Source organism: Paenibacillus sp. J5C2022 (assembly GCF_025567625.1).
Taxonomy (GTDB): domain Bacteria; phylum Bacillota; class Bacilli; order Paenibacillales; family Paenibacillaceae; genus Pristimantibacillus.
Genome location: NZ_JAOQJC010000055.1, coordinates 22829 through 36645, shown reverse-complemented (window position 1 = coordinate 36645; position 13817 = coordinate 22829). Strand labels below are relative to the sequence as shown.

At 49.7% G+C, this 13817-nt stretch carries 10 protein-coding genes; 6 read left to right on the top strand and 4 right to left on the bottom strand.

Going from position 1 to position 13817, the window contains the following annotated elements:
• Positions 1–2: 2 nt before the first annotated feature.
• The 3 genes from M6D81_RS28565 to M6D81_RS28555 all read right to left on the bottom strand — a co-directional run bounded on the left by M6D81_RS28565 (position 3) and on the right by M6D81_RS28555 (position 6315).
• Positions 3–905 carry a carbohydrate ABC transporter permease gene (locus M6D81_RS28565; RefSeq protein WP_262680739.1) on the bottom strand — a complete coding sequence of 301 codons (903 nt, stop codon included), beginning with the start codon at positions 903–905 and terminating at the stop codon, positions 3–5.
• 256 nt (positions 906–1161) lie between these two features.
• Positions 1162–2196 (bottom strand): S-layer homology domain-containing protein, encoded by a 1035-nt coding sequence (locus tag M6D81_RS28560; RefSeq protein WP_262680725.1) that lies wholly within the window; start codon positions 2194–2196, stop codon positions 1162–1164.
• Between the two features lie 33 nt (positions 2197–2229).
• A complete protein-coding gene (locus M6D81_RS28555; protein WP_262680723.1) occupies positions 2230–6315 on the bottom strand; it encodes a LamG-like jellyroll fold domain-containing protein in 4086 nt (1361 codons plus the stop codon).
• A gap of 343 nt (positions 6316–6658) precedes the next feature.
• Here M6D81_RS28555 and M6D81_RS28550 point away from each other — a divergent pair, with 343 nt between their 5' ends.
• Together M6D81_RS28550 and M6D81_RS28545 are read left to right on the top strand one after the other, a co-directional pair.
• On the top strand, positions 6659–6820 hold the full coding sequence (locus tag M6D81_RS28550; RefSeq protein WP_262680721.1) for a hypothetical protein: 162 nt from the start codon (positions 6659–6661) through the stop codon (positions 6818–6820).
• A gap of 35 nt (positions 6821–6855) precedes the next feature.
• A complete protein-coding gene (locus M6D81_RS28545; protein ID WP_262680720.1) occupies positions 6856–7509 on the top strand; it encodes a metal-dependent hydrolase in 654 nt (217 codons plus the stop codon).
• Positions 7510–7545: 36 nt separating this feature from the next.
• On the opposite strand, the gene pruA is transcribed toward M6D81_RS28545, so the two are convergent.
• A complete protein-coding gene (gene pruA, locus M6D81_RS28540) occupies positions 7546–9093 on the bottom strand; it encodes an L-glutamate gamma-semialdehyde dehydrogenase (protein WP_262680718.1) in 1548 nt (515 codons plus the stop codon).
• A 265-nt stretch (positions 9094–9358) separates the two neighbouring features.
• On the opposite strand from pruA, the gene M6D81_RS28535 reads away from it, so the two are divergent.
• The 4 genes from M6D81_RS28535 to M6D81_RS28520 are packed head-to-tail and all read left to right on the top strand — an operon-like array spanning position 9359 to position 13798.
• The gene (locus tag M6D81_RS28535; RefSeq protein ID WP_262680717.1) at positions 9359–10846 is read left to right on the top strand and encodes an MFS transporter; all 1488 of its coding nucleotides are present in this window, start codon (positions 9359–9361) and stop codon (positions 10844–10846) included.
• Positions 10847–10882: 36 nt separating this feature from the next.
• Positions 10883–11917 carry an ABC transporter substrate-binding protein gene (locus M6D81_RS28530; protein WP_262680716.1) on the top strand — a complete coding sequence of 345 codons (1035 nt, stop codon included), beginning with the start codon at positions 10883–10885 and terminating at the stop codon, positions 11915–11917.
• 2 nt (positions 11918–11919) lie between these two features.
• The gene (locus M6D81_RS28525) at positions 11920–13035 is read left to right on the top strand and encodes a FecCD family ABC transporter permease (protein ID WP_262680714.1); all 1116 of its coding nucleotides are present in this window, start codon (positions 11920–11922) and stop codon (positions 13033–13035) included.
• 1 nt (position 13036) lies between these two features.
• Entirely contained in the window at positions 13037–13798 is a 762-nt protein-coding gene (locus M6D81_RS28520) for an ABC transporter ATP-binding protein (RefSeq protein ID WP_262680712.1), read from the top strand.
• Positions 13799–13817 lie beyond the last annotated feature (19 nt).

Below are 13817 nucleotides of genomic sequence, written 5' to 3'. Positions count from 1 at the left end.
AATTACACTGTGTCATCTTTTCTCATTTTCCAGGTTGCCGCCGTAATAATGCCGATAATGGCAAACAACAGCCAGGAGATAGCAGAAGCGTAACCCATATTGTAGTCGCGGAAGCCCTCTTCATAAATTCGGAACACAAGTACGGTAGAGGAATTATGCGGTCCTCCTTCCGTAAGGAAGGCAATGATGTCGAACACCTTGAAAGACCCGATAAGCATCGTTATGAATAAGAAGAAAGTCGTTGGACGCAGCATAGGAATCGTAATTTTCATAAACTTCTGCATAGATGTGGCACCGTCAATCTCAGCGGCCTCGTAAAGCTCCTCCGATATATTCGTCAATCCCGCCAAGTAAATTATGATCGTATAGCCGATTCCCGCCCATGTACTGATAATCGCTATGGAAATAAGCGATGTCTTGGGATCAACGAGCCAACGCGGCGGATTGTTTATGCCAATATCCATAAGAAACTGGTTAATGGGTCCCAATGACGGATGCAGAAGCGCGCTCCATACTGCTGCTATAGCGATAATCGAAGAAATATACGGCATGAAAAAGACAACCTTGAAGTAATCTTTAAAGTACACTTTGGAATGAATAAAGACAGCCAGCACCAATGCGATTGCAATAGACACGGGAACAGTCAGCAAAGTGAACAGCAGGTTATTCATTAAAGCTTTGCCAATCGATTCGTCTTGAAACAACTTAATGTAATTATCAAGACCAGAAAACTTGATTCCTGACAGACCGGACAGCAGATCCCAGGAAGAGAAACTCAAATATAACGAGAATACCAGCGCGAATACGTTTAGCAGCAGCATGCCTACTACTTCAGGTAAAAGAAACAGCCAACCAATCAGTGCTTCCTTACGACCTGGCGACCAGAACTTCTTCCGTCCGGGCATCGATATTTGCTTATTTGCAGTTCTTGATGCGCTCACCTGAAAATCACCTCATTAATCATTTATATAAGTACATCTATCTTAATGGTTTTGTTTATCCGTTGAAGGAGAGATTATGACCTCCTAGGGGTAAATTTTTGACTTTATGGATGTAAGCAAGTTCACTGATGGCAGAAAAAAAGCTCCCAATGAGCTCTGTCAAAGAGTCCTCATTGAGAGCGATAACATTTATTCGTCCGGATGCATTGCCATATCCCTCCTATATCGATTCGATCTTTTGCAGCAATCGCAACACGATTATAACAGCCTCAGCTCTGGTCAAAGACGATTGAGGAGCAAGCAGGTCAGCGCTTCTGCCTGTTACGATGCCTGACAGCAAGCAATCCGCGACTCCGCTTCTTGCCCACGTGGATATTGCGGCAGAATCGGTGAACGGATCGAGCACCTCATCAACCGCTCGAACGGGGAGCTTAGTCTTCAGCTCAGTGAGGGCTATTGCCCGTGCGATTATCGTCATCGTCTGCTCGCGCGCGATCCTGGTGTTGGGCCGAAAGGTGCCATCCTCGTATCCATCGATAAGACGATGCGAGTAAGCTCGATCAATGGCGTTATAATGCCAGTCTGACGCTTTCATATCCGGAAATGGCAAATCTCCCGTCCCAGCCTCAAGCCTCAGTCCATATACGAGCAGCGTCGCAAATTCGGCGCGGCTGACGGGCCGATCGGGCTGAAAAGTTCCATCCTTGTACCCGCTGACCCAGCCTAGCGAGGCTGCTTCGCGAATGTCGGACTCCGCCCAATGCTCCGATATGTCCACTAGCGGCGTTTCGACCCGTCCCAGCCATATCTCTTCCCGGATATTCGACGCATGAACGCTCATCTTCAGTTCCGAATCGACCAGCTTGGCTTCATTTAGCGTTAGCTCCGCCGGACCTGCTGCGACTCGCTGAAAGGTAATCGTAACTAAATCGATATTTCCGCTTGTTCCCGCGCCGCTTCCGATTTGCGTGTGTGCAAGGCGAAGACGATTCGACTCAACAGTAGGCTTGATCGAAAGCCCGGGCAATCCGCTGCGCGCGTCAATCCATTTTAAACGGGAAGAGTCGAACTCTAAATACAGGTCATATGCGTAAACATCGGTCAGTTCAATTCCGCGAACAATGATCTGCACATGATGATTGACTTCGCGGACGTCAAAGGCAAACAGCTTGGAATTCCCGGCTTGCAAGGCATGAGACGGAAAGGGGGAAACGATCAGCAGCAGCAATACAAATATGGATATTCGATGTTTCATCCTCTATTCATCCTCTCGTTACCGATCCTTGAACTACTCGTTTAACCAATTATCCAATATCATCCTTGCAATTGCCGCAATCGAACGAATAGTAATCTCGTTTTCATCATAAATATCGGCCTGGCCGATCTCGCTCCATATCGGATCAGTATGTTTCGCCCCAAAATATTGCGCAGCAATGGAAAGATCCTCAATTGTAATTTGTGTCTCATTCCCTGCCAGCGATACAATTTTCCTGAAAAATTGCTGCAATTGCGCGTTCAACTCGGTTATTGCCTGTAACACTTGCGCTTCTGTCGCTCCGGATTGCCCCATAACCGTTTCCGCAGACTGAATCACGGATTGCAAGACCGTCTTCGAGCCGGGCTCGTACTGTCCTACTTTATTGCCCTCGACCGAATGGTCCAGCTTCGCTCGGGATGCCGTTATTAACGCGGCCAATTCGGATTTATCGACCGAAGGATACGGGATCGCCGCGTCTAGGAACGAATCGATGGCGGATTGCAGACTTTGAAGTGCTGTATTAACCTCCTTTTGATCAGCCACTTGGTTCGCCACTACCAATTCCGCAGCATTGATAGCCGTCTGCAGCGCCGTTGCCGCCGCCGGCGGGTATTGGCCCGGCTGCGTACCTGTGTCGGAGCCGCTCAGCAATATTTCTGCCTGCTCAATCAACGCGTCCAGAAGCGTTTTGTTCGCAAGCTTAATTTGGCTTTCAACAATAGCCCTGTCGGTATTGATCACCGATGATTGGCCGTCGACGGCAAGCTTGAAATCGCTCATACTAACCGCGACGCTGCCGACAGCAGCATCAGACTTCACCTTGCCAATCAACTTGAGCAGTTCTCCACCTGCTTCGAAAGAACTGTCATCCGTTTTAATTAACAGAATTCGTATTTGTCCGGTTGCCGGCTTCACCGCCGACCCTGCAACTACGAAGTTGTCAGACAACAGTTGAATGGCATCATTAGTCAAGGACAGTATACCGTCTTCATCCGCGGAAGTAGCGAATTCCAGATTGGTCGTGTCGTAATTTACAATGAAATCCGCCCCGTTAAACTCGGACTCGGGAACGTCAAGCCCTTCCAACCCTACTGTCCATTCGGCGGACTGGGCAACATAAAGCGTCGAATTGCCCATAAGAGTCGCTGTTGCAGAACCGGACGGTGTATTCCCGAATAGAGATTCCCATTCAGACAACGGCGCTATTTCCGGCCAGTGCTCCGCAGCAGGCGGCTGCTCACCTTCATGCAGCGGGACAATATAAAGCGCTATCGTCGCTTCCTGTCTATCGGTCAAATGCACGGCCAGCTTCTTGGTTGGCGTCTCCGCCGTTATCGCGCCCGGCTTCGAATATTGAATGGCCGGATTGGGAGATGTCGGCAACGGCTTCGCATCCATAACGGTCAGACGATCCTCTTCTTTTTCCCCTATTAATCCGACCCACAGACGTTTGCCGTCGATCGTCAAGATAGCCGACTTGCCGCCTTCGGCCAACTCATAGCTTGCTTTTCCATTAAAATGCAGGAAAGTATACATTTCGCCCGGAGAGTTCAGCACAATTTCATCCTGCACCAACACATGGCTGCGGTCATTGAACAGCGCCAGACCGCGTTTTATGCTCTGTGCATCATGATTGCCATAGGCTCTAATCAAGTCCATAGTAGCAAAGGCATAGGTATCGCCGGATTCCATATGCGTAATCGGAGCAATGTAATTACGGAAGTCTGCGCCATAAACATAGGTCTGATCCGGATCGCCCGCCACATTCGTCGCCGGCTTTGGATTAATGACAAGTGTATTGTGTCCTTCCGCCCGCTTCGTATAGTACGTCCATCTTGGCCCCCAAGTGCTGAAGAAACTAGGCCACTCGGAGCGGTTCCGATCTCCGAGATCGGAAAACCATCGCTCTCCGAGCGCATCCAATACAAACGAACCCGCATCCAAATCCATATGACCGTTTTGAGCGGCGCCAGCTTTAAAATTAACGGATACGCCATTGCCATCCTGCCACGACTGGCGCATTGAGCCGATTTCAATGCCAGGATAGTGATGATCCAATTCGATATCAACATATCCAGTCCCGTCTGCTCCTTCAGGTTCGTACCATAGCAGAGAAAGCGGATCGATCGTTGCTGTCGCGTCCGAATAGGGAAGCTGAAATTGCTTTAATTCCGCCTTGTTGTAACGCTCCGCCAAATAAAACATTTGCTCGTTGTCCCCTATGCCATGTCCGCTGTCGCCGAAGTCGTACATTTTACCCGAGGAGCCTTCCAGATGAATCGGAAAGTACCCGCTATCTGCCAGGCCGGGAAAACCAATTAACGGATTATTGGCTTCTCCAAGCCCCGTATCCAGAGAAGCGAGCAACCACGCCAGATTGATCCATGTGTAATTCCAGTACGCGTAACCTTCGAACCATCCTCCATGCGGATTGAAATGCTCCAACGATTGGAGAATGTCCTCCAAACCGCTGTTCAGAATCTCTTCCGATAAATATGGCAATTCGTCTCCAACGGCGAGTGCGCCAATAAGTTGTCCTGTATTCCCTACCGTGTTCCAGTTATTGGACTCCGGATACGGCGTTACCTTTCCGTTCCAATAATTAGTTGCATATGGGGCGTCATTGCCCAGCCGGTAAGTAAGCAAGCCGGGAATCAACCCTTTTTCAATTATATCGGTTCTAAGCCGTTCGAGCCTCTCAGCGCCCCATTCATGATAGAACCAGTCGTATGCGAATGAGGCGGATATCAGTCTGGCTGCCTGTTCCAGAAACATGTCCGGGTTCCACAAAACCTCTGCCATCAAATTTTCCATCTCCAGCCAGGCGCGCTCCGAATAACGGGTATCCTCGGTCAGATTATATAACATGCCCAATACCAAAATACGCCTTGGGTCCTTGCTGTTGAAGGTCTGGTCCGCCAGCAAGCTTGCTCCTTGCTGCTCAAGGTTATTGAACCATCGATTCGCCCGATCATCCGATTCAATCTTATCGCTCAACCGCTCAAAATCTGCCTTGGTTGCAATAAGGCGTGGGTGCTCAGCAGATAAATTCTGGAGCGAGCTCTGTGTCGGCTCCGCGCCCACCGTTAAGACGAAAGTGTCGGACAGACCTCCATAAGAAGCTGTTATCGTCGTCTCTCCCGGAGCAATCGCTTGTACATCTCCCAATGCGTTAACTGTTACTGCCGAAGGATTGGAGCTGCTGAATACAACACCTTCAGTTACGGGGGACGGACGCCTGCTGTTCAAGATCTCGTATGAGTGAAGACGGACGGTATCTCCTACTGCCAAATAATCGACGTGTTCCGTAATGAACAGTATCGGAAGTTCCTTCGCGAGCTGACCAACTTCCGCAGCATTCAGTGCCTTGCGGAAGATATGCATCTCATCCAGATGTATATTCAGCTTATCTCTGGTTTGATTAGCCAGCAAGCCGGAGGCGTTGACACCGACCTTAGGAGTTAGCGCCGTATCGACGCTGCCTGTCACAAGAGACAAGTTAACGGCTTTATCCGCCGCCTCCGTTCCGTCGATATAAAATCTGGCATAGCCGTCGCGGTCATGAGTTACGGTGAAGTGATGCCAATTCGTGTCCAAAGCACGGTATGCCGTCACATCCGCATAGGCGGATTGCCCTTCAACTTTCATCTGCCAGCGAATATTCTCATACGCATCGGTATAGATTCGCCAGCCCGTTTCGGAACTCTGATTTTTATTAGTAATCAGAACCGGCCAGCCATCTGTTTTCGTTGTATTAGGAAACTTGAACCAAAACGAAATTGAAAAATCCGTATCGGCGCCAAATTTCAGATCATCATGATTTCCCAAATCGATATATGGAGCAGGATTGCTCGCATTTACTTTGGTATAATCCGTGTCGACTTGAAGCGCTTGACCAGCGTAGCCTGTTGTGTAGGCAAACGATCCTGCAACGGACGGGGTTACACCACTTGTTCCGTTATTCGCTGTGTCGCCTTCAAAGGGCAGCCTTACAAATCGCTCCGAATCCGGCAACGATTCACCGCGTACCGTTGGCATCGCTGCTGGAGAAAGCGCATTCACAACAATCATGAAACATAAAACGATTGCAAATTTAACTGAATGAAGCTTCTTCATTTGTTCATCATCCTCCTTTTTATTTAGGATCAGTCTAGCGGATATACAATAAGGGGACGTGCACATATTTTACACAAAATGGGTATTATTTTGACAAGTCAAAATAATACCCGTTTCCGTCAAAAGTAAAGCCACGTTCCATAACCGATTATCTCCGATAAGACGGCAGACCGGTGCGTAATAAAATGATCATGCCTAATCTTTCTTTTTGCACTCGAAAACATCATGCCCTCTCCTTTCAAAATGTAGAATTGTAGCATAGTATATAAAGATAGAAAGATATAAAGGTGTAAATTTTTTACATGGTTAGAGAGAATTTTTGACATAAGGAGGAGGACTGTCCGTGTTTACCTTGAAGGAGAAGATCTATTTGCTTCAGATGCTGAAGAAGAGCAAGCGCAGATCGTTCTGGCGCTTGAAGAAAAGGGACAATATGCATGCACAGTTGGTAGAGAAGCTGGAGCAAATGGTGCGAAACGAGCAGGTGAATAAAGAGCACTTGTAACATCAAAAGCAGCTAATGTATTGGCGGGAGGAAGCATGCAAGGAAAAACACATTTGGCTATTGGAGCGGCAATCGGAGGCGTTGCCTCCGTTTATTATACGTCTGGAAATATAGCATGGGACGAAAGCGTCTATTATATTGCCGTCGCGGCATTCTCTGCGCTAAGCGCCGATCTGGACGGCCCCAGCATGCTGACAAGCAGAATAACGAAGCTAAGCCGACATATTCGAACATGGGCGTTATGGATCAGCATCGTTTACTTTGCCATTATTGGCTACTTGTACTTGACGGCTCAGCCCGTATCGATGACGATGACGGGTCTCGCCTTCGCCGGCTTGCTGATCGGACTCGTCATGAAGCAAGGAGCCCTTCGCAATGCGATGGTTAGCCTGGTGGGGGGATATTTGATCTACAAGGGACTAATTGCCGACCGTACCTGGCTGATGGGACTGGGCACATTCATCGTATGGGCGCCGTGGCTGAAGCATCGCGGCATGACCCATACGGTGTGGGTTCTGCCGATATGGGGATGGCTTGGCTGGGGAATGGAGCAGGACCTGGGCATTGAAGGACTGGGGATGACCGCTCTGCTGGGATACATGTCCCATCTCGCAGCGGATACCCTCACGCCAAGCGGCGTGAAGTGGCTGTATCCGCTATATAAGAAGCCGTTTAGACTCCGCATGTAGTCCCTTCGACTACTCGAAAACTCAGATGTTCTCGAATCAGAATCTCTCCGATACGACCTTCGGCTGCAGGAATAGAAGCAAATAGTCGCGCCCCCCCGCCTTGGAATCCGTGCCGGACATATTGAAGCCGCCGAAGGGGTGGGCGCCGACGAGTGCTCCCGTGCATTTGCGGTTGAAGTACAGATTGCCGACATGGAACTCGGCCCGCGCTTGCTCCAGCCTGTTCCGGTTGCGGGAGATGACGGCGCCGGTCAGGCCATACTCCGTATTGTTCGCAATATCCAGCGCCGCGTCGAAGTTGTCGGCACGGATGAAGGCGAGCACAGGACCGAATATCTCCTCTTGCGCAATGCATGCAGAGGGAGCGACATCCTTGAATATCGTCGGCTCGATGAAGTAACCGCTGCTGTCCCCCTTGCCTCCGCCGTGGATTAAGCCCCCCTCGGTACGTCCCTTCTCGATATAGTCCAAAATATTGCGATATGCGCGTTCATCGATGACTGGTCCCATCGCTGAGGATTGCTCCATCGCTTTGCCCATCTTTAATGATTTCACACGCTCCACGACTCGCTCCACGACATCTTCATAGACGGATGTATGGATAACAGCCTTGGAGCACGCAGAGCATTTCTGACCGGAATAGCCGAAGGCGGAAGAGGCAATCGCTTCGGCAGCGGCATCCAAATCCGCGTCTTCATCCACGATAATCGTATTTTTTCCACCCATCTCCGCTATGACTCTTCTTAGCCACTTGCCGTCCTGCTGTCTGGCAGCCGCCTTCTCATGAATGCGCAGTCCTACCTCCTTGGAGCCGGTGAATCCGATGAACCGGGTCATAGGATGCTCCACAAGGAAGTCACCGATCTGGCTGCCTGCTCCGGGCAGGTAGTTGACCACTCCATCCGGCAGCCCGGCTTCCTCCAGCAGCTCCATGAACTTCGCCGCCACTACGGGAGCGGCGCTTGCAGGCTTCAGCACGACGGTATTGCCCGCGACGACCGAAGCCATCGTCATGCCCGCCATAATCGCAAGCGGAAAGTTCCAAGGCGGTATAATGACGCCTACGCCGAGCGGCAAGTAGATCAGCTCATTATGCTCTCCGTACAGCGGCACTAGCGGCTGTTGCTCTGACAGCCTCTCCATTTCCCTGCCGTAGAACTCCATGAAATCTATCGCTTCCGCCGTATCTGCATCCGCTTCCGCCCAATTTTTGCCCGCTTCATAGACAAGCCACGCCGAGAATTCGTGTCTGCGGCGCCTAAGAATAGCTGCCGCCTTGTACAACACCCTCGCTCTGGCTGCTGGCAAGACTCGCTTCCACTTCTCGAATGCTGCAGCTGCCGCAAGCATGGCTTGATGGGCAAGCTCCGTATCTGCTTGCGCGACGATACCGACCGTCTGCGCGATATGGGAAGGATTCAGCGAATTCGCTTTAACACTCGTATCCAGCCAGTCCGGGCCAATCTTCAGTCCGTACGTTCGGCCCAGTTGCGACTCCACGCTCATCAGAGCCGCCTGGAAGTCGGCAATATTATCACTGCGAGTAAAGTCGGTAAACGGTTCATTCCGGAACGATTCCCGCATATACACTCCCCCCTTTTTTATCCCCAACAAAGTGGGGCTCCGCTTCGAAGCGTACTCAGGTATTTTGCGGGGACCCCGAATTTCATATTTTCAATTATGTTTAAAGGGGCCCCTCTTGAAATTTATGCTCGCGCCTCGCTTCTCATGAGAGCTACTTGTTTCTGTATTATTTTTGCTCCCTTAATCAAAGAATAAGCTCCTGCAACAGGTAGAGAAAAGGATCGTAATCAGTGATAATTGTTTTCATTGATAATAGTTTTCATCGGTGATTGTCAATGACATTTCGATTAAGGAGGAGATAAGCATTGTTAAGCATACGCAAACCGCAAGCGAAAAACTGGAGCAGAAGTTTGATCCGCACCGCTGGTATGCGTTGGCAGTCATTCTGCTCCCAATCTTGCTGAATTCCTTGAATACTTACATGATTCAGGTCGCGTTGCCGTTAATACAGAACAGTCTGAACGCCAGTTTTTCCGATGCCCAGCTCATTGTGACCTGCTTTTCGCTAAGCTTGGCCGTATCGCTCATCGTGAGCGGAAAACTTGGCGATATCTACGGCCGGAAACGGCTGCTGGTCATTGGCGTGAGCGGATTTACGCTAATGGCCTTGCTTGGCGGCATGACTGCGAATCCGATGCATCTAATTGTTATTCGAATCGTCCAAGGGGTAGCCGCGGCGTTGATTCAACCCCAAGTGCTGTCCATGATGCAGACCAATTACCGCTCGAGGGAGAAAGGGCTTGTATTCAGCATTTACGGTGCATTGCTGGGATTCGGGTTCGCCTTCGGGCTCACGCTGGGAGGCCTTCTCGTTAATTGGAACGTGTTTGATTGGGGTTGGAGAACTGTATTTTTCTTCAACGTTCCCTTCGGACTTCTGGTCCTACTGTGCTTGCCGCTGCTGCCGGAATCGCGCGGCAACGGAACACAGAGGATTGATTGGTCTGGCACGGCCTTCATCATGGGCGGGTTGTTTCTGCTTGTTTATCCTTTATCCGAAGGTCAGAGACAGGGATGGCCGCATTGGATATGGGGCTGTCTAGTTTTATCGCTGCTATTGCTGCTTGCCTTTAGCGCAATCGAGATACGCAAGCAAAAACGCGATGAAGCCCCGCTCGTCGACCTGACGATTTTCAGGCAACGTATATTTCGCGTGGGGATGCTTTCCGTTATTTTGATCTATCTCGGCATGTTTTCCTTCTTTTTCATTTTGACGTACTATTTGCAGTTTGGCTTGCATTACGATGCCCAAGCGACGAGTCTCGTTTTTCTGCCTCTTGGCGCTGGTTTTTTCCTGACTTCGCTCATTTCATCGCGAATAGTGGACAGATGGGGAATGTATGTGCTGAGAATCGGAGCTTTGGTCACAGCAAGCTGCTGCATTTTATTTCTTTTGTTGTTGCACTTCAATGCGGTGAATTTGCAGCGCCTGCCATTCCTGGCTCTTCTTCTCGCATACGGTCTGGGACTAGGACTGGTCACCACCCCGCTCACCCGCGTCGTGATGGGCGCCATTCCAGCGAAGGATGCAGGAACAGGCTCGGGCCTGTTCAATACTGTCATGTATTTGGCCAATTCGTTAGGCGTAGCGTTGATCAGCATTTTATTTTCCGCTGCGCTGCGACAGCCCCTGGAAACGGCAAGCCTGTCTGATTACACAAGGGCATTTTCCATCTCGATAGCGGCCTGCGGAGGACTAAGTCTGGCTGTTTTTATCTGCCTTGGTTTTCTTCGTCAACGACAACAATCTTAACTACCAGGTTTTCCGAAAACTCAGGAGGAATCATCTATGTTTATGAAGAGAATCGTCTCACTATTGATCACTATGAGTCTTTGCTTGATCGCGCTATCGGCTTGCTCGCAGCATAACGTTGAACCCAATGCTTCGAATCCGGATCAATCCGAAGTGACTGCGAGCAGCTTGGCTGAGAACAAACATTATCCGCTGACCTTAACGATTTATGACGATGCCGGAAAGGAAATGCAGCAAACCATTAAAAAAGAACCGAAGCGCATTGTTGTAATCGGGCAAGGTTTCGCGGAATGGATGATTGCCTTCGGCGAAGAGAAGCGAATTGCGGGATTAGCCTATCTGGACAAATCCTTCTCCGAATATGAAGAACAAATCAAAGAGCTTCCAATAATGACGGACATGTGGCCTTCTAAGGAAGCCATCCTGGAGCTGCAGCCCGATTTGATTATTTCCATGTCCTCTGCCTTCCAGAAAGAACGGATCGGGGATATTTCTTTCTGGAACAAGAGAGGCATTCCGGTACTTGCCGGAATTAACTATACGACCGGACGCACCATCGACAGTTTTTTCGAAGATATTGAGAATCTGGGAACCGTACTGAATATTCAAGAGAGAACGAATGCCTTTATAGAGAAACAGAGGGATCAGATTCGGGAAATCGGGAAAATAGCGGAACGGGCCCAGGACAAGCCTAACGTTCTGTTGCTAGGAACGAGCGGCGAAACGACTTATTATTACGGCCCATCGCTTTGCCTCATTGATGAAATGATTGTAGGCGCAGGCGGCGAGTATATCCAAGTATCCAAGGATACCTATGTAGAAATGTCCGAGGAATCCATTTTGTCGGTGAATCCCGACAAAATTATCATTACGGGCTTCCAAAAATCGGATAGCCAAGCGTTGATCGATCAATTCCTGCACAATCCAAAGCTGAAAAATGCGACTGCTATTAAGACGGGCAACGTGAAGGTGGTTGAATATACGACCGCTGTTCGCGGAAGTCTCGGGCTTGCTGATTTGTACAAGGATGTGGCCCGATATGTTCAACCCGAGCTGTTTAAAGGAGAATAGGCATGGCATTCATACAAAGACAAGAACTCAACAACCAATCGTTCGATAAGGAAAGCCGGCTGCAAAGCCGTTCCCTGTTCTCATTCATTGTAGTTGCCCTGCTTGTTGCGGTTGGAGTATCCCTCATTATTTCAGTGTCCATCGGACAAGTATCCGTTCCTTTTAATCAATCCCTCTGGATCTTGATAGAGCAAATCATGGGGGTGCAAGGCGATCGTAACACCACGGACGCAAGCGGCATGTTCCTCGATGTGATCTGGCATATCCGCTTTCCGCGAGTACTGCTGGCAATGGTAACCGGCGCGGGATTGGCGCTTTGCGGAACCGTCATGCAGGCAGCTGTCCAGAATCCGCTTGCCGATCCTTTTATACTCGGAATTTCCTCCGGCGCTTCATTAGGCGCGACATTCTCCATCCTGCTCGGCTTCGGCATAGGAGGAATTCTAGGAGAGCTTGGCATTGCCTCATGGGCGTTTATCGGGGCATTGGCTGCAGCGGTTCTTGTTCTGGGCCTTGCCAGCATCGGCGGAAAAACCTCCTCGGTAAAGCTGATTTTGGCTGGAACAGTCATTAGCGCGCTGTGCGGCGCTATTTCCAACTTTATTATTTATTTTGCCAAAAACGCGGAAGGCATTCGCTCGATATCCTTTTGGACCATGGGGAGCTTGGCGTCGGCCGAGTGGCGGACTCTTCCCCTCATAACGACAGTGGTTATTGCCGCATCGCTCTTCTTCCTGCTCCAATTCCGGGTCATGAATACGATGTTGATGGGGGAGGAAGCAGCGGTTACGCTAGGGGTTAATTTGAATCATTTCAGACGGCTGTATATGGTGATTTCATCAATTGTTACCGGCGTTCTGGTCAGCACGTGCGGAATTATCGGGTTTGTCGGCTTGATTATTCCCCATATGGTGCGCAGCGTTGTCGGTTCCAACCATAAACGTCTTGTTCCTGTCGCTCTTCTTTTCGGTGCTCTGTTCATGATATGGACGGATGTGTTCGCCCGAACCATCATTCCTAATGGAGAATTGCCGATTGGCATCGTCACCTCCCTTCTGGGAGCGCCGATCTTCATGTATATATTAATCAAAGAAAGCTACGGATTCGGGGGGAGATAAATTGAATCTGACAGCGGATCATATATCGGTCACCTTATCGGGAACGGACATTGTGAAAGACATCAGCCTTAAAGTGGAGAAAGGACAGTTTGTCGGAATTATTGGACCGAACGGTTGCGGAAAATCGACTTTGTTGAAAAGTATTTATAAAGTTATTAAACCGCAAAAGGGTCTCGTCTTTTTGGGAGAAAAGGATGTTTTGAAATCGTCGGCGCGCACGATCTCGAAAGAGATGGGGGTGGTCAGTCAATTCAATGACTTGAGCTTCGATTTTACCGTTCATGAGATGGTGATGATGGGGCGAACGCCGCACAAGCATCTAATGGAATCGGACAACAGACAGGATTATCAAATTGTCGCAGATGCGCTCGACAGGGTTAGCTTGTCCCAGTATGCAGACCGAAGCTATTTGACGCTATCAGGCGGCGAGAAGCAACGCGTCATATTGGCTAGAGCGATCGTGCAGCAGCCCAAATTGTTAATTCTCGACGAGCCGACCAACCATCTGGATATCAAATATCAGCTTCAGATTCTGGCTATCGTCAAATCGCTAAACATCGGCGTGCTTGCAGCTCTCCATGATCTGTCGATGGCGGCTGCGTACTGCGATATTCTGTATGTAGTCAAACAAGGGGAGATCCTGGCATCAGGAAAGCCCAAGGAAGTTCTTACGAATGCGCTTATCCGGCAGGCGTATGAAATTGATTGCGAGGTCTACTCCAATCCCGTTACGGGAGACTTGGCCATCGCATATTTGCCCTGAGACAAGGCTTGCTTGTCAT

Bases quoted from the DNA above. Each gene is read 5' to 3' on its own strand.
- M6D81_RS28565 (WP_262680739.1), bottom strand. From the start codon at position 905: ATGCCCGGACGGAAGAAGTTCTGGTCGCCAGGTCGTAAGGAAGCACTG.
- M6D81_RS28560 (WP_262680725.1), bottom strand. From the start codon at position 2,196: ATGAAACATCGAATATCCATATTTGTATTGCTGCTGCTGATCGTTTCC.
- M6D81_RS28555 (WP_262680723.1), bottom strand. From the start codon at position 6,315: ATGAAGAAGCTTCATTCAGTTAAATTTGCAATCGTTTTATGTTTCATG.
- M6D81_RS28545 (WP_262680720.1), top strand. From the start codon at position 6,856: ATGCAAGGAAAAACACATTTGGCTATTGGAGCGGCAATCGGAGGCGTT.
- pruA (WP_262680718.1), bottom strand. From the start codon at position 9,093: ATGCGGGAATCGTTCCGGAATGAACCGTTTACCGACTTTACTCGCAGT.
- M6D81_RS28530 (WP_262680716.1), top strand. From the start codon at position 10,883: ATGTTTATGAAGAGAATCGTCTCACTATTGATCACTATGAGTCTTTGC.
- M6D81_RS28525 (WP_262680714.1), top strand. From the start codon at position 11,920: ATGGCATTCATACAAAGACAAGAACTCAACAACCAATCGTTCGATAAG.